We start from the raw sequence: 15,142 nt of genomic DNA, 5'->3' as shown, positions 1-15,142 counted from the left end.
TGGCTGTGGGAGCGCCTCAAGAGGCGTGGGAGCGTCTTGATACCGAGTTGCAATCATCCCTCAGTCCAGATGTTGTCCGGCGAGGTGAAGTGACCGCGTCCGCGTTTGCGCCATGTGCGGCGGCTGAGCGCTCGATGCACTCTGCGACGCAAGTTCACTCGTCACGCGTCCATCAAGCGTTAAAGTCCAACATTAGGATCGTAGGGAATTATCTGTCAACTAGTCCTGGCCGAGTCCACCCTCACCCCGGCGAGGTCCAGCGTGGGTCCAGGCGATCGCCCCTGCGCTCGCGTCGCAGCCAAGGTCGACCCCTCCGCACTAACCACTGCTAGAAAAATTGTTGGACATATGCAAGTCTGACCTATGCAGGCTGAGGGATGGCGTTACCTCCTGGCTACTACGTTTACCAAACTGGAAAAAATGGCCACACCAGCCGCACCCTGGGGATCAGTTCCTCCAGGCAGTAAAAAAGCTCCAATGCTCGACATGCGCGTCGCCTCGAGTACACCGCCTGTCGGCAGACCTGGTTCATCAGTCAGTGACTGGAGGAAGAATGAGTTCAGGAAGCAAGCCATGGGCAGACGCGATTTCCGAGGATGACCTTGCGAGCTTCGGGCGAGGTTTCGACAGCCAAGACCGCGGAATGACTGCTGGTAGCCGTCCTGCCGTAGTCGTCGTGGACATGACCCGCGCATTCGTTGACTCGACGTATCCGACGGGTTGGAGCCCAACGGGCGGTCCAGCGGTGGTGGCGAATGAGGCTCTGCTCAACGCAGCCAGGCAGGCCGCGCTACCCATCTTCTTCACCAAGGGCTACCCCGGGCCGGAGGCCCGAGTGCAGCCGGCTGAACGCGGACGGTGGAAGGTCAACGGCAACCCCCCTCCCGTACCGGTGGGGACACCGCCGGGAGATGTGATCGCTGAGCAACTCACCCCGTTGCCCAATGAGATCATCATCGACAAGGGGGCCAGGCCCAGCGGGTTCTTCGGCACGCCGCTTGCCTCATACCTCGTGCACGCCGGTTGTGACACCGTCATCGTCACAGGCATGACGACCAGTGGCTGTGTGCGCGCGACGGTGCTCGACGCCTTCCAGTTCAACTTCAACGTCGTGATTCCGTTCGAGTGCTGTGCCGATCGCTCCCAGATCTCACACAAGGTCAGCCTGTTCGACATGCACATGAAGTACGCGGACGTGGTCAGTCTTGAGGAGACGATCGACTACATCCAGCGCCTGCCTGCCGCATGATCCCGCCTGCCCCCGGCAGGCAGTCGGAACCATGCGGCGTCGGGTCGAGCCATGTGACCACACGCCCAGCTCTTGGTAGCCGGCATCCGAGTGGGGATCGCCTCAAGTAGCTTGACGAGGCCCAAATGATGCGCACGGGTGACGTCAGTGCAGCTTGCAGCCTCGATGGCACTTCAGAACAGCAACCTGCCCTCCGAACGTGACGAACCAGTCTCTGGCGGTGACCCTCGAGTTGCGCGTAACCCATTCTCCCAGCCCCGGGCGCCGATGGCGGCCCAACGGCTTGGCGAGCTTCTGAACTTGAACACGCGTGATGTCGGTCGACTCGTGGTGGCGGCCTCAGGATCCGAGACATCGGCGTTTACCGGCTCGGGTTCAGGACGAAGGCTGTAGCCAGCGCCGCGCCCCGGCGAGATTCACTTCGACGTCATCGCTCCAGGAGCAGACCTCCAGCCATGAGAGGTAACCACCTTGCGCGAAGACCAGGATCTCGCCAGGGCACTCGCCGGTTTCGGTGAACAGCTGTATGTCGGCAGCCACGACGATGTCGGGGCCCGTTGGCGCGGGCTCCACCGCGTTGGCGTCAAGGTCGAAGTAGGCAGTGCCGCACCCGCACTTACAGCGGGATCTCACCCTGAGGTGGGGCACCTGCCGTCGGAGGGCGACGTGAACAGGCTCGTCCGGGTTCAGGACGAGGCCAAGCACGTCGGCTACGTCCTCGGGCAAGCTGTCAGTCATGCCGCCACCGTAGCTGACCAGCAGTTTTGGGCTTCGGGCCAATTTCGTGTCCGTCCACCCGACGCGCACAGGGCCAGGTCGGTGCCTGCGAGGCAGCCGTCGATGACCTCCGGCCGGTACTGCAGCATCTTCAGTCTGCGCTTCACGGTGCGGGTGACCTGGCCGAGGTCGGCCGCAGCAAGGTTGCCGATGTCACGCTTGACCAGCAGCCAGACGCCGTCGGTCGGGTTGAGGTCCGGGGGCCGGTGAGCAGCTGGGAAGACGGTGAGCCACTCGGCGTTCGCGTCGTTAACTCGCGCATGTTGGCCGTCAGGTGCAGGCGGACGTTGTCCCAGACCAGCACGATCGGTCCGCCGAGCTGGATGCGAGCGCGAACGATCAGGTCGCGGAAGTCGCGCCAGCCGAAGCCTTTCGGCTCGTCCTTGCGGCCCCGGTACTCGCGGATCGTGTAGATCAGCCGGGATCGCCGGCCCGGCTTGTAGCAGGCCATACCCGCCATCGACACGCGCCCTGAGCCTCGGCCCCTCACCCTCACGACCGGCGTCTGGCCGATCAAGCCCCAGGTCCTGGCACGCGGCGGAGTCATCGACTGCCCGGCCTCGTCCTCGAAGACGATCCAGGCCCCGCGCTCCGCCGCGGTGCTTTTACAGATACGGTCCGCGTGGCCGCCGGCGAGTCGGCGAGGATCCGGATGGTCTTGGCGAAGCGGACGTGGGTGCCCTGCCGGACGGCGAGGCGTCCCAGCGCCTGGGCGATATGCGTCTTGCCCACCCCGAACCGAGCCGAACAAGATTACGGACTCGCCGGCATGCAGCCAGCGCAGGGCGCCCAGGCCCCGGATCTGAGCGGTGGGCAGTGTCGAGGAGGCGGCGAAGTCGAACTCCTCCAGGGTTGCCTGCTGCTCGAACTACGCCCGTTGAAGCCTGCATTGGAAGGCGACAGTCTCGCGGCGGGTGATCTCGTCCTGGCGGAGGACCTGGAGGCAGTCGGCCTCGGCTGACGTATATGCCCTGTGTCGGGGCGCCCTCGAGGCCTCGGGCTTGCCGCACATCAGGCCACAGGCCAACCGGGCTGGCGGCCCATGGCAGTGGCTCGGGTCGGAGCCCAAGAGCTCCGACCCGAGCCAGCCAACCCCCGAAATTGTCAACGCACCTGATAGACGTCGATGAGGGTCTGTTCGACGCCCCGCTGACCCGAGGCCGTACCGTGAGCCCGCACGGAGACGGTGTCACCCGGACGGAGCTTCAGGTCGTGTGCCCTGGTGGTGAACCACCCATCGTGCCCGGCCTTTACCGACATCCTGCTCCAGTGCTCTCCTTGGTCGGTCGAGAGCCACATCTGCAAGGTGCCTTTCTCGACGGTACCGACGTCGTCCTGGTCCGTGCCGGCGATGATGCGGGCCTTCATCGTCATCGACCGTCCTGCCCGGAGAACACCCGCGGAGGTGGTCTCCGGATCGTAGTCGATCCGCAGTATGGACGGTGTGCGTAGCGGGCCTCCGGGCGCCGGCCCCTCCGAGGGGAAGGTCCAGGCCGTGTCCACGCGCCGGCCGACGGGGAGGATCTCCTGAACGGGGCGCGCGGTGTGTTCCACTCTGAACAGGGCTCGCTCTGGCGTGGTGGGGAACGAACCGCCGTTGGCTCGGTTCAGTTCCTTTCCGTTGCGGAACATCTTGATCGGTTGTGAGCCGAGGATCCCTTGGTCGACCCCACCCATGTGCGTTCCGTCGCTGATCTGCGCTGATCCAACATTGAGCGCATCACTCAAGTGCGTAGCGATCAGAGCCGGAGCGGTGGCCTCGAACCAGCTTGTGCAGTATCGCCGACCTGGCTTGTACACAGTCTCCGGAGTGACCAGCTTTGCGTGCACGGTCTGCGGGGTGCCGTATGTGACATGCTGTCGCCAGACGATGTCCTCCCGCGCTGTCACCATTTCCACGCGTCGCTGAGGAACACTCAAGGGATAGCTCAGCATGACTGAGTTGTTCACCAGATCGCTGTGGGCGCTCACGGTGTCCACGTACGTGTCGGCCGAGCCGAGGACGGAACGATAATCGGACTCGATCCGCGCCAATGCGCGTGCGTCGCGCTTCGAGACCGTGAAACGCAACGTGCCGGGAATGGCAGAGCCACTCCCCAGAACGAGATCGTAGATGTCGGCCTGGCTACGGTGGGACTTACCGTCGGAGAACAGGCGCCACCGTGTCTCGAAGGCGGCCTCACCGTGTTGGGCCGGCGACGTCGGCTCCAGGAAGACACGTTCGTCCTCGACTTCGTCACCCGTGGCGACCAGCATGGTGCCGAGGTCATACCCCTTCTCGTCCTGCTGCTCGAAGTGGATGAGCGCCGAGGCCACCTTCGTCCTGGTCCCTTCCACTCGCGCCGGTTCAAGTTGCCGGGCTCTGCGGGCGTCGATGGTGATCAGCCGGTCCTCTTCGACCACGATCTCGGAGTAACCCGTCAGAGCCACTGATTCCGGCTCGTCGCCCTTCTCCGGCGTTCGAACGGTGGCCATCATCGTCATCGGCCCAGGTGCCATCCGGGCCGCTCCCTGGCCTTGCTCGTCCAGGTTGACGAGGCCCCAGCCGCCGCCGCCCGGCTGGTACTTGCCGTTGAGGCTGACCAACAGGACAGTGCCGCCGGCCCACGGCTCTCCGTGCCTGTCCAGCACCTTGAGGCTGGTGGTCACCCGGGGTGCTTCCATCGTGAAGTTGAGAGGCAGATGGCGCTGCGGACCACTCTCTTCGGCGAGTATCACAAAGCCCTTGTAGGGCCCGGGGTCTCCGTTGGCCGGTGTCAGGGTGATGGTCACGACCTCGGTCGCTCCCGGTGTCACGGTGACCCGCTCCTTCGAGCTTGTAACCAGGTTGTCGGGTGCCGTATCCCCCGCGAGGTCGGTGGTACGGTCCGAGACCGCGAAACTCCGTGGTGCGTCTCCCTCGTTCGTGATCGCGATGTCCCGGGTCGCTGGCTTGGAGCTGTCCGGGTAGGGCAGATAGGCGAAGTCGACGTTGCCGTGGCTCAGCCTGACTGTGTCCGTTGCGGCTCGGGCGACATCGAGGAGGCCAGCCCCGTCGTTGAGGGGCAACTGGCCTTCGAGCTCCTGAGCCGCAGCCGTCAGTGCGGCCTTGACTCGTCGTGCGTCCCAGTCAGGGTGTTGCTCGCGTAGCAGAGCCGCGGCGCCAGCCGTCTGCGCCGTGGCCGGTGATGTGCCGGTCATGGCACCGTACGGTTGCGTCGTCCCACCGCCGGTCTGTGCTCCCATGATGCCGGCGGCCGGGGCGACGAGATCGGGCTTGGCAAGGTACGTGTACGGGGCCGGGCCGGCACCGTCCAGCCGGTAACCGTTGCCCGCCACGGTCAGCGCGCTTTCCGCTACGCCAGGGGTGGTGACACTGAAGTCACCGGCCGTTTCGTCGCCGGAGGCGACAACGAACAGAGTGTCCGTTTCCGACGAGAGGGTGTCCACCACGTCGGCCAGGGGATCGTCTTGCCGTGGGACGCCGCCCAAGCTCACGTTGATGACGTCAGCGCCGCGGCGAGCCGCCCACTCCATGCCGGCGATCACCCAGGATGTCAGGCCTTCTCCGTTGTCCGCTACGACCTTGGCAGACCACAGGTTCGCACCGAAAGCTACACCCTTGCGGGCGCCCTCGGCCTGTGCTCCAGTGCCTACGGCTACCGAGGCGACATGCGTGCCATGCCCGTTGCCATCCCCAGGAGTGGGGTCCGTGGTGAAGTTGGCCTCTGCTTCGACCTTGCCCTGCAGATCCGGGTGCTTGGCATCGACGCCGCTGTCGATCACAGCCACATCGACGCCTTCGCCGCTCAGGCCCAAGTTCCAGGCATCCGGCGCTTTGATGCGCTCCAGGTAGCTGTCAAGACCGTCGTCGCTCTTGCGACGCGAGGGCGGCGTGCCGTCCGAGGACGGTTTCGGTTCCTTGGTCCGCGTCAGGAGGACCTTGTCGTCGAGCCATACTTTGGAGAGCCCCTTGGCCGCGAGCTTGCGCGGGGAGGCGGACTGGGTCGTGAGGGCCGACGACGTGCTCTTCCGTACGCTCACCGCGACAGCGTCGATACTGGCAAGGGCGCGGGAACGTCGCTCCCCCTTGATCGGGGACAGCGGGTCGGAACCCTGCACGATCAACGGGAGTTCTTTGGTGGAGGCGTCGTCAAAGCCGCTGTCGATCAGTCGGCGGATGTTGAACAGTTCTCGGTCGAGCGTGCCGGACAGCAGGCTCGTCACATCCTCCGGAATAACGTAGACACCCCCTTCGTCGTGGAGTGTCCGGAAGGACCTCCCACGGTCTCGGTAGGGAGCAGGATGGACCGTCACCGCAGACCGGCCCTTGGAGGTGGGCCGCAGGGTGACTTTGTCGCCGGTGATGAGGGTGACCGTGTACTTCTCGGGCATCGGCCCGGTGGCGAGCGGGGTTCGCTCGCCGTCAGATCTTGCTGAGTCAGACTTTGCTGATGCGGCCGGCGCGGAACCTGTGGTGAGGATCAGCGCCGCAAGAAGGCCGCCTATGACAGTGGTCGTCGTGCCACGTGAAATACGTCTGGGCATGGTCTCTGTCCTACATCGGCGCAACGCGCCATGGACCTTTCGAACTTGGCGTCTTGTGGATGCAGCTCGCCCCTTGTATCGCGGCACTTCTTGTGCCAGCGCCGGACAGGCAAGCACTCTGCGGATCCTGTTCGTACTGCTGGCCGCGTACTTGTCTGGGTGGCCTGGCAAGATTTCCGTGCACTTCGGGAGTGCCACCGTGCGCCGGTGACGCCCCGTCACAAGGCAGGCCCACCTGCTTCAGGCCGAGGCCGTGCAGGGAGCCTTCCAGTCAGACATCGGCGCCATAGCCGCCGCGCAGCTCGAAGACCGAGACGGCCTCGCCGTACCCGTCGAGCGCCGACTCGCCACCGTCGGCCATTGCTGCTTCCAGGTGGCGCATCCGAGCTTCGATCACACGCAGGTAGCCCAGTGTCCGATCGATGACCTGCTGGGCCATCGCATCCTCCGGCAGACCTCCGTCTTGGGCGAGGTAGCCGACGCCGCCGTCGGTCTGCAGGATGATCTCACCCTGGTCGGGGCACTTACGCTTGGCCGAAGAGCCGCAGCAGGGTGGTCTTGCCGGACCCGCTCTCGCCGACGATCCCGGCGCACTCGCCCTTCGCGAGCGAGCAGCTCGCCGAGTCGAGAACGGGCCTGCCGTCGACGGACTTACTGACTGCGAGCGTGGTGATCTGTGTGAACACACGAGCAACTCCGAAGCTGTCGGGAACGGAATTGTCGCCTGGGACCGCAAGGCCAGAGCAACGCTTCGGAAGAGCATCGGCTACCCGCTATTGCGACACCTGTTGCTTTAGAATGCTGTCATGATCTAGTCCCGCCGAGCAACCGGATTCCCAATGACAGACCGACCGGACCGCCCACCAGAACGTGCTCGTCCTGCCACACCGCCCGACCGCCGACCGGGTGGCCGCACTGCACGAATCCGTGCCCAAGTACTCGACGCAGTGCGTACCGAACTAGGTGAACACGGCTACGAGGGGTTAACGATGGAGAGCGTGGCGGCCCGCGCTGGGGTGCATCGCGCCACGGTCTACCGGCGCTGGCACGACGTTGGTGGCTTGCTCGCCGACGTCCTCGACGCTGCCGGCGAGGACGACTGGCAGCCCCCGAACACCGGCTCCCTGCGTGGCGATCTGACAGCCCTCAATGACGAGATCCAGGAGTCCCTGGTCGCGCAACCGTCGATCCCCGAGGCCCTGATGGCCGCCTCTTTCCGCTCCGCGCAAGCCGCCCACGCCCAGCAGCAACTGTGGGAGGACCGGTACGCGCGCTGCGAGGCCCTCGTCGAGCGCGCCATCGACCGCGGTGAGCTCCCGCCGCACACAAACGCGCGGCGTCTGCTGATCGCCGCCACCGCGCCGCTCTACCACCAGCTAGTCCTCCTGCGGACCCCTCCTGATCCACAATTGCCCGCCCACGCCGCGACCACGGCAACCCTGGCCGCCACTGCCGGAGCGTTCACCTGCCCTGCGCCGGGCGAGGACTCCTGCGTTCGACATGTCAATACTGGCCGGCCTGGATCGACGCCTACTCGCCCTTGTGCGCGATGCGGCCGTGGAGACCGCGTTCGCTGAGAAGGGTGCAGGTCTAGTCCGAGTCGTAGCGGGCGTCCAGGCAGTGATGTCTCGAGTAACGGCCTGAGGTCGTAAAGGCGGTCCAGGGTCGAGATGAGCAGCGGGTAGTCGTGGCGGTTGGCGCCTGCCAGGACACATCCCAATGGATGCCGTAGCCGCCCGTCATACCCGAGCGTTTCAGGTCTGCTTACCGCGGTCGACCGGTGAGAGCCCCGCGAACTCGCCCATCAGGCGGGGCGAAGAATCGTTCTTGCTAGTTCTCCGCCCCGCCCGCTGCGCGAATGAGGTGTCAGAGTGACAGCTTCCATGTCGCGGGATCAAGCAGCAGGTCTGGCGTCACAGTGATGTCAAGATCCTTCGCGGACGGCGGCGCGTCGAAGACCATTTCCACGTTGACGGACTTGCCAGGGGCGATGGAATCGCCGATGTTGTGGTGCAGCAGGCCGTGCTTGTCGTCGTTGACCTCCTCCAGCTCCGTGCCGGCAGACCGGGCCTTGGTCGTCGTCAGGGGATTGTCGAAAACATCCTTGCCGGTGTTCTCGAGCGTGATGGTGACCTTGTACGCCTCGTTGCCCTCGGAGTGTCCGGAGACGAGGGTGTTGGGGTCGACGGTGTACAGGCTGGGCTTCGAGACAGTCACGTGGAGGCCGTTGTTGTACTCGGCCGCTTCGCCTGCACCGAGGTCTTCGGTGACGTTGTTGCCAGTCTGCTTCTCGATTTCATCCTTTGCCTCGTTGAATACCCACAACGTGAGTACAAGACCGGTAGCTGCCAGGAGAATCGATATGACACCCAGGACGGTGCCGGTGACTGCCACGCCCTTATTGGTGGCCTGGCCCTTCTTCACCCGTCCGGTACCCACAATGCCGAAGATCAGGGCTAGCAGGCCAAGTGGACCGGCCAGCCAGAACGTGATCATCGGGAGACCACTGACGGTACCAATAATGCCGAGGACCAGGGCCGCGGTACCCAGACCGTTGCGTGCCGCAGGGAGGCCGAATCCCGCCCCGCCCTGCGGCACTTGCTGATACTGCATCTGATGGGACATACGAGAAAACCCTTTCCGGGCTATAAAACAATTCTGGGACGGCATCGTGTAGCCACGTGTTGCAAAATACCAATTGATCAGACAGCGTCCATTTCGAATACGTCGACCAAAGGAGAGCAGCAGAGCGCTACAGAATGACTGAGCACCAGGCAGGCAGAACGGAACCAACCCTGCGTCTGAACCGGGCCCTTCGCGCGTTATCGATGGAAAATGGTGTCAACTCCACCAATACACAAGACATTTAACCGCCGTGACCGACAGAACCATACTGGACATCGGACGAGAGAAATTGCCGATCCCTACATAATTTCGACCGGGAGCACCAACTCGGCGTATTTACGCCATCATTCGGTTGGTACTCCTTCACATTGTCAGCGCCTTGCCCCTCGAACCTTCACATTGCCTGCCATCCGTGAAGACGAATCGACGACGGCCAGTGCACTTTCCCTTCGGTTGCCAGAACCGCTACCAAGGTCGTCGGCTGCGCCACACGGTCGAGAAAGCCGTGCGGTGCGTCGCGTCCGAGCTTGCCGTCCAGCGAGGCCATGCGCACGGATTCTGTGCGGATGTCGCGCCTGAAGAAGGTCCCTCAACCGGCTGCCGGGACGCCAGCGCTATAAGCGCCCCTCCACCCGCAGGAAGCGCCACGAGAAGCAACGCCCGGCCACCAGCTGCAAGTAGACGTCAAGTTCATCGAGCCCCTAGGCCAGACAGGCCGCAAGAAGCGCTACTACCAGTACACCGCCATCGACGACTGCACTCGGCTCCGGGTCCTGCGCGCCTACCCGCGCAAGGACCAGAAGACCGCCGTGCAGTTCATCGACCACGTGTTAGCCAAACTCCCGTTCGCCGGGGAGAGATCCAGACCGACAACGGTCAGGAATTCGACTCAGCGTGCATGGTTGCTCCCGCTTGTTCGTGCCGGCCCGGGGAAGCGGACGGAGGCCGGGTCGCGCCAGGTGGGAGCCGTCATGGCAGTGAGCCGACAGGCCGTGACGTCGGTCATCGGCGGATCCAGGACGCCGAACTGGCGGGCGGGGCCTCGTAGTCGCGGGCCCGCCGACGCTGCAGCATGAGGGTGCCGAAGGTCTGCTCGGCCACCCAGCCCTTCGGGAACGGGCGAACCCGTTGGTCTGCGGATCACGCGATACAACCTCGGCTTCGATGCCCAGCGACCGCCGTGCTCGATGACGGCGTTCTTGAACCCGGCATCGACCCAGCTCTTCACCACGCCGGCGGTGTCGGCGGCCACCTTATCCAGCAGCGTGATCCCGATGGCGTTCTCGTGCACGTGCGGCGACCACGACCCGCCCGAGGGGGCGGTGGTGCTGTCGGTGGATGAGAAGCCGCAGATCCAGGCCCTGGACCGGTCCCAGTCGGTGCTGCGGATGATGCCGGGCATGCCCGAGCGGCGCACCCATGACTATGTGCGCAACGGGCTGACCACGTTGTTCGCGCTTTCGATGTCGCCTCGGGCGAGGTGATCCGTGCTCTGCACCCTCGGCACCGGGCCGTGGAGTTCAAAAAGTTTTTGATCCGGATCGACAAGGAGGTGCCCGCCCACCTGCAGGTGCATCTGATCGTGGACAACTACGGCACCCACAAAACCCCGCGATCAAGGCCTGGCTGGCCAAACACCCGCGGTTCGAGCTGCACTTCACTCCGACGGGCTCCTCCTGGATCAACCAGGTCGAGCGGTGGTTCGGCTACCTGGCCCACCAGATGATCCGCCTCAGTGCACGCAAGAACATTAAGGGCCTGGAGACCGACATCCGGACCTGGGTCAAGGACTGGAACCAAGACCATAGGCTCTTCATCTGGACCAAGACAGCCGAAGAAGTCCTCGACTCCCTCGCCCGTTTCTGTCGACGGATCTCCGGCGCAGGACCTAGGTGGCGGCCAGCCTCGGTCCTGCCGATCAACCAACTCGGCTATGTACTGGTTATCTTCGGCCTCCAGGGCGGCGGCGAGCATCCGCCTGGCGCCCTCGTCCATCAGGGAGCCGGTCTCTGCTATTTCGTCTTCGTTGACCACGCTCAGCACGGGCGTGCCTTCCCAGGCCGCGCAGCAAAGCGGGCCTGCTCGACGACCTTGAGTCGATCACTTGGGAAGGCTTCCGCGTTCCGCGAGGCCCCCTTCCCGAGTCCGATCCACGGGTTATGAGTATTGCTCGCCGGCGGTCACGACTTCCTGTCGGCTCAGGCGTCGTTGACCTCGGGACAGACCGACCCACGTGGCAGCGTCCGCTATTGGGGTGCCGCGGCGAGCGCGAGGCGAATGGCCGCGAGGATTTGTTCGTCGCCCGCACCTACTTGACGTCCGATGGCGACGCATCTCTCAGCAGCCTGGACCAGCTGTTTGTCAGTAGCGGGCCCACTCTGTGCCTCAGTGCTGACCCGAGTGCCTGCTCCCCGGCGGCTTGTAACCATTCCGGCGGCTTCTAGTTCACGGTAGGCCCTGGCCACCGTAGCGACTGCGAGCCCTAGGTCTGTGGCGAGCTGACGGACTGGTGGGAGACGCTCGTCTCGAGTGAGGTGGCCCCCTAGAACGAGGTCTGTTATCTGTGCACGGATTTGCTCGTATGCGGGGACGGCGCTGGCGGTGTCGACTTGTACGGCAGGTGACTTCATGCTGGAACCAACTGATTGCGGCTCTGCTGGGTCAATTTGGCGAGCAGATAAACGAAAGCGGCACCGCCCGTTGCCATCGTCAGTGTGACGGACACACGTAGTGGGGCCAGCCACCAGTCGGTGCAGTACCCGTCTAGGTTGCCGAAAAGGCCGACAGCGAGTGCAGAAACGGTCCAAAGTGAAGACGCTAGCAGACAGCTCCAAGCGTAGAAGACGGTCGCGCTAGTAATTTTCCGCCTAGCTGTGTCCAGAGCCTCACTACCGGGCCCTGCCGTTGCTGGGGGTCGATTGGCGATGACCCGCAATACAGACAGGCACGCCACAGCGCTCATAATGACGGTGCCGATGGCGATAGCCGTCGCCGACATCACCAAGTCAACTGGGACTAGATGGTCAATTTGGCCGCAGGCGATGACCGCCCAGCCCTCCACGTCGACTGGCTGCGAGAACGCGAAGACGGTCATTACCGTGACCAGGTTGGCGAGGCTAACAAGCATGACAACTAGCAGAGACCGGTGTCCGCGAGGCAGGTAGTCGCGTACCTGCCGTGTCGTCAACGTCGCCGACCGCACGCTCCCAAGTGGCCGCTGTAGGCGCAGTTCTCTTGCGAGGACACTGGCGAGCACGATGACCCCAAAAACCGGGCCTGCCAGCCACTCCCCACGAGCGGAGGGGAAAGGTAGACAAAGGAGCAAAATAGCAACAAGCAGGCCGAGGAATATCACGCCCTGCCGCCATCGTGCGGCCCGTCGTGCGTGTGGTGCGAGGTGGTCCAGGGTCCAGCGTTGCGGGGGCAGGAGCATAGCTAGGCCGATGAGGTACGGGATAGTCGCGAAAAGATTCATAGCTCCTCGCTCATTGTGTCAATGTTGCATGACAATGCTACATCAACGACTCTCGACAGACACCTCAACTAGGCCGTGTTTTAGAAGTGGCTGCTGTGCCTGGTCCTGTGCCGTGATGATCCTGGTGTGGGGCGAGGGGATCTGTCGGATGGTCAATGGGCCGTTCTTGAGCCGTTGTTGCCGGTTGTGGTGCTGGGTCGTCCGTCCTGGCATCGGCGAATGCTGATCGATGGGATTCGTTGGCGGGTGCGGACGGGGGCGCCGTGGCTGGACCTCCCGGCCGAGTACGGGCCGTGGCAGACCGTCTATGGGCTCTTCCGCCGCTGGCAGCGCAGTGGTGTGTGGGCGGACGTACTCACCAGCCTGCAGACACGTGCTGACGCGGCCGGGCTGATCACGTGGGAGGTGAACGTCGACTCCACGATCTGCCGCGCCCATCAGCACGCTGCCGGTGCCCGGCGCGACGGGCCCGACCAGAAACAACCGCCGGGCGGACGCAGTCCCGAACCCGACGACCACGGTCTGGGCCGCTCGCGTGGCGGGTGGACGACGAAGATTCATCTGGCCTGCGAGCAGGGGCAGTGGCCGCTGTCGGTGCTGATCACGGCCGGCCAGCGCGGTGACAGCCCGCAGTTTGCCGCCCTGCTGGAAGCCATTCGCGTACCCCGGCCCGGCGCGGGACGCCCTCGCGTCCGACCGCTGCGGGTGCGGGGTGACTGGGCCTACTCGTCCCGGGCCAACCGCGCCTACCTGCGACGGAGGGGCATCCGGTGCACCATTCCGGAACCGGCTGGTCAGGCAGGACATCGCCGGCGTCGTGGGTCAGCAGGCGGGCGGCCTCCGTCCTTCGACCGCGAAGACTACAAAGCCCGCCACGCCGTCGAGTGCGGGATCAACCGGCTCAAGCGCAACCGGGCCGTGGCCACGCGGTTCGACAAGCTGGCCGTGCGATACCTGGCGGTTGTCCAGGTGGCAGCGATCAACGAGTGGCTGTAGTCGACCCCATACGATGCTGACCTGATCGGTTGCCGAACCGGGGAGAGGATCATCCGATGGGGGCCAGAGGCTACGGCGTGGTCAGCGAGAACGGCGATCACATCGAGGGTGCTTCCGAGGACGCTTTGTTCGCGATGATCAGTGCACTCGACGGCACGGACAACACGTTCATTGTCATCGAACCCGACACGGACGATCCCGCCTGGTTCGCGTCTGTGGCCGTCCTGGAAGAGGGCGGATACGAGATCGTCCGCAGTAACCCCGCCCGTCAAGCACAAGGTTCACACCGAAACTGACATCAGCCGCATCGCACTTGACCTCATCGTCTGGCTGGCTGCACGCAACATTCCAGGTCACCCAGCCAAACGGGACACCGACTTCTAAAACACGGCCTAGCCCTGCGCCGGAGATCCGTTGGCAGAAGCGGGCGAGTGAGTCGAGGACTCGGCTGTCTTGGTCCGGTGAACGGGGTCGGGCTCTCGTTCCACTGTTTGACCCCGGCCCGGATGTCGGCCTTGAGTGAACGCACGCCCTTGTGCGCGCCGCGGCGGATCTTCTGGTCCGCGAGGAAGTCGAACCATCGCTCCACCTGGTTGATCCAGGAAGAGCCGGTAGGTGTGAAGTGCAGGTGAAACCGTGGGTGTTTGGTGAGCCATGTCTTGATGGCTGGCGTCTTGTGGGTGCCGTAGTTGTCGCAGATCAAGTGAACTTGCAGGTATCCGGGGACCACATCCCTACTTGAACTCTGCAGCCCGGTGCCGGCGGTGCAAGGAGGTGATGACTTCACCGGTCGCAACATCGGAGGCCGCGAACAAGGGACTCAGACCGTTGCGGACATAGTCATCGGTTCAGCGCTCGGGTATGCCCGGCATCATCGACAGCACCGGCTGCGAGCGGTCCACCGCCTGAACCTGGGACTTCTCGTCCACCGACAGCACAGCTGCGCCCTTGGGCGGGTTGAAATACAGTCCCAAGACGTCGTAGACCTTCTCGGCGAACAGCGGGTCCGTCGAGAGCTTGAACGTGTCGCGCAGGTGCGGCTTGAGGTGGAACCGTCGCCAGATTGGGCCCACCACCGATTTCGCCAAGCCACTGCGGTCGGCCATGGACGCACGAGACCAGCGGGTGGCGTTCTTCGGGATCTCTTCCAAGGTGCGGACCACTACCGTCTCCACCTGGTCCACGCTGATGCTGGGCGGCCGGCCCGGCCGGGGCTCGTCCACCAGCCCGTCCAGGCGGGCAGCGAGAAACCGGCGACGCCACTTGCGGACGGTGTCCGCCGCGATATGTAACTCCCGCGCCACCACGACAATCGGCGGCACATCAGCACCGGCACGCCAACACGATGCGGGCCCGCAAGGCCACTGCCTGCGCCGATGACGCCCTGCGGGCCCAACGCTCCAACACCACACGCTCATCAGAGGACAACAACAACGGTTCCAACTTCGGACCACGACGAGGCACCGGCACCTCAGCAGAAGCAGTCATACACA

The 15,142-nt window shown here is 64.3% G+C and carries 9 protein-coding genes and 8 pseudogenes; 5 read left to right on the top strand and 12 right to left on the bottom strand.

What is annotated here, in order from left to right; all coding sequences use genetic code 11:
- Positions 1-676: 676 nt before the first annotated feature.
- Positions 677-1,249, top strand: coding sequence for a cysteine hydrolase family protein (locus tag ACWGIH_RS18130; RefSeq protein WP_453445383.1), 573 nt, complete (start codon positions 677-679; stop codon positions 1,247-1,249).
- A gap of 375 nt (positions 1,250-1,624) precedes the next feature.
- On the opposite strand, the gene ACWGIH_RS18125 is transcribed toward ACWGIH_RS18130, so the two are convergent.
- The 5 genes and pseudogenes from ACWGIH_RS18125 to ACWGIH_RS18105 form a co-directional block, all read right to left on the bottom strand.
- Positions 1,625-1,987, bottom strand: a complete 363-nt coding sequence (locus tag ACWGIH_RS18125) for a hypothetical protein (protein ID WP_453445381.1) — start codon at positions 1,985-1,987, stop codon at positions 1,625-1,627.
- Between the two features lie 68 nt (positions 1,988-2,055).
- Positions 2,056-2,633 (bottom strand): annotated as a pseudogene (locus ACWGIH_RS18120) (transposase); the annotation flags it as partial.
- Positions 2,634-2,635: 2 nt separating this feature from the next.
- Positions 2,636-2,975 (bottom strand): annotated as a pseudogene (locus ACWGIH_RS18115) (ATP-binding protein); the annotation flags it as partial.
- Between the two features lie 155 nt (positions 2,976-3,130).
- Entirely contained in the window at positions 3,131-6,553 is a 3,423-nt protein-coding gene (locus ACWGIH_RS18110) for a S8 family peptidase (RefSeq protein ID WP_453445379.1), read from the bottom strand.
- Positions 6,554-6,827: 274 nt separating this feature from the next.
- Positions 6,828-7,239, bottom strand: a pseudogene (locus ACWGIH_RS18105) (ATP-binding cassette domain-containing protein); the annotation flags it as partial.
- A 153-nt stretch (positions 7,240-7,392) separates the two neighbouring features.
- Here ACWGIH_RS18105 and ACWGIH_RS18100 point away from each other — a divergent pair.
- Positions 7,393-8,130, top strand: coding sequence for a TetR/AcrR family transcriptional regulator (locus ACWGIH_RS18100; protein ID WP_453445377.1), 738 nt, complete (start codon positions 7,393-7,395; stop codon positions 8,128-8,130).
- 74 nt (positions 8,131-8,204) lie between these two features.
- Here ACWGIH_RS18100 and ACWGIH_RS18095 read toward each other — a convergent pair.
- The 3 genes and pseudogenes from ACWGIH_RS18095 to ACWGIH_RS18085 all read right to left on the bottom strand — a co-directional run.
- Positions 8,205-8,355 (bottom strand): annotated as a pseudogene (locus ACWGIH_RS18095) (IS5/IS1182 family transposase); the annotation flags it as partial.
- A 64-nt stretch (positions 8,356-8,419) separates the two neighbouring features.
- On the bottom strand, positions 8,420-9,178 hold the full coding sequence (locus tag ACWGIH_RS18090; protein WP_453510418.1) for a DUF4190 domain-containing protein: 759 nt from the start codon (positions 9,176-9,178) through the stop codon (positions 8,420-8,422).
- A 394-nt stretch (positions 9,179-9,572) separates the two neighbouring features.
- Positions 9,573-9,725, bottom strand: coding sequence for a hypothetical protein (locus tag ACWGIH_RS18085; RefSeq protein ID WP_453445373.1), 153 nt, complete (start codon positions 9,723-9,725; stop codon positions 9,573-9,575).
- Positions 9,726-10,482: 757 nt separating this feature from the next.
- Here ACWGIH_RS18085 and ACWGIH_RS18080 point away from each other — a divergent pair.
- Positions 10,483-11,053 (top strand): annotated as a pseudogene (locus ACWGIH_RS18080) (IS630 family transposase); the annotation flags it as partial.
- 33 nt (positions 11,054-11,086) lie between these two features.
- Here the strand turns inward: ACWGIH_RS18080 and ACWGIH_RS18075 are convergent.
- The 3 genes and pseudogenes from ACWGIH_RS18075 to ACWGIH_RS18065 form a co-directional block, all read right to left on the bottom strand.
- Positions 11,087-11,221: pseudogene (locus ACWGIH_RS18075) on the bottom strand (IS256 family transposase); the annotation flags it as partial.
- Positions 11,222-11,424: 203 nt separating this feature from the next.
- Positions 11,425-11,808, bottom strand: a complete 384-nt coding sequence (locus ACWGIH_RS18070) for a GntR family transcriptional regulator (RefSeq protein WP_453445372.1) — start codon at positions 11,806-11,808, stop codon at positions 11,425-11,427.
- Positions 11,805-12,305, bottom strand: coding sequence for a hypothetical protein (locus ACWGIH_RS18065; RefSeq protein ID WP_453445370.1), 501 nt, complete (start codon positions 12,303-12,305; stop codon positions 11,805-11,807). Before ACWGIH_RS18065 ends, ACWGIH_RS18070 begins: the two co-directional genes overlap by 4 nt.
- 474 nt (positions 12,306-12,779) lie before the next feature.
- On the opposite strand from ACWGIH_RS18065, the gene ACWGIH_RS18060 reads away from it, so the two are divergent.
- Positions 12,780-13,649 (top strand): IS5 family transposase, encoded by an 870-nt coding sequence (locus ACWGIH_RS18060; protein WP_453445368.1) that lies wholly within the window; start codon positions 12,780-12,782, stop codon positions 13,647-13,649.
- A 56-nt stretch (positions 13,650-13,705) separates the two neighbouring features.
- Positions 13,706-14,033 (top strand): annotated as a pseudogene (locus tag ACWGIH_RS18055) (hypothetical protein).
- 9 nt (positions 14,034-14,042) lie between these two features.
- Here ACWGIH_RS18055 and ACWGIH_RS18050 read toward each other — a convergent pair.
- Positions 14,043-15,137, bottom strand: a pseudogene (locus tag ACWGIH_RS18050) (IS630 family transposase); the annotation flags it as partial.
- Between the last annotated feature and the right edge of the window lie 5 nt (positions 15,138-15,142).

It is taken from the genome of Streptomyces sp. NPDC054872 (assembly GCF_053610705.1).
This window is presented reverse-complemented; position numbering and strand designations above follow the sequence as displayed.

Coding starts and splice junctions, on each gene's coding strand:
- ACWGIH_RS18125 (WP_453445381.1), bottom strand. CDS start 1,987: ATGACTGACAGCTTGCCCGAGGACGTAGCCGACGTGCTTGGCCTCGTC.
- ACWGIH_RS18110 (WP_453445379.1), bottom strand. CDS start 6,553: ATGCCCAGACGTATTTCACGTGGCACGACGACCACTGTCATAGGCGGC.
- ACWGIH_RS18100 (WP_453445377.1), top strand. CDS start 7,393: ATGACAGACCGACCGGACCGCCCACCAGAACGTGCTCGTCCTGCCACA.
- ACWGIH_RS18090 (WP_453510418.1), bottom strand. CDS start 9,178: ATGTCCCATCAGATGCAGTATCAGCAAGTGCCGCAGGGCGGGGCGGGA.
- ACWGIH_RS18085 (WP_453445373.1), bottom strand. CDS start 9,725: ATGGCCTCGCTGGACGGCAAGCTCGGACGCGACGCACCGCACGGCTTT.
- ACWGIH_RS18070 (WP_453445372.1), bottom strand. CDS start 11,808: ATGAAGTCACCTGCCGTACAAGTCGACACCGCCAGCGCCGTCCCCGCA.
- ACWGIH_RS18065 (WP_453445370.1), bottom strand. CDS start 12,305: ATGCTTGTTAGCCTCGCCAACCTGGTCACGGTAATGACCGTCTTCGCG.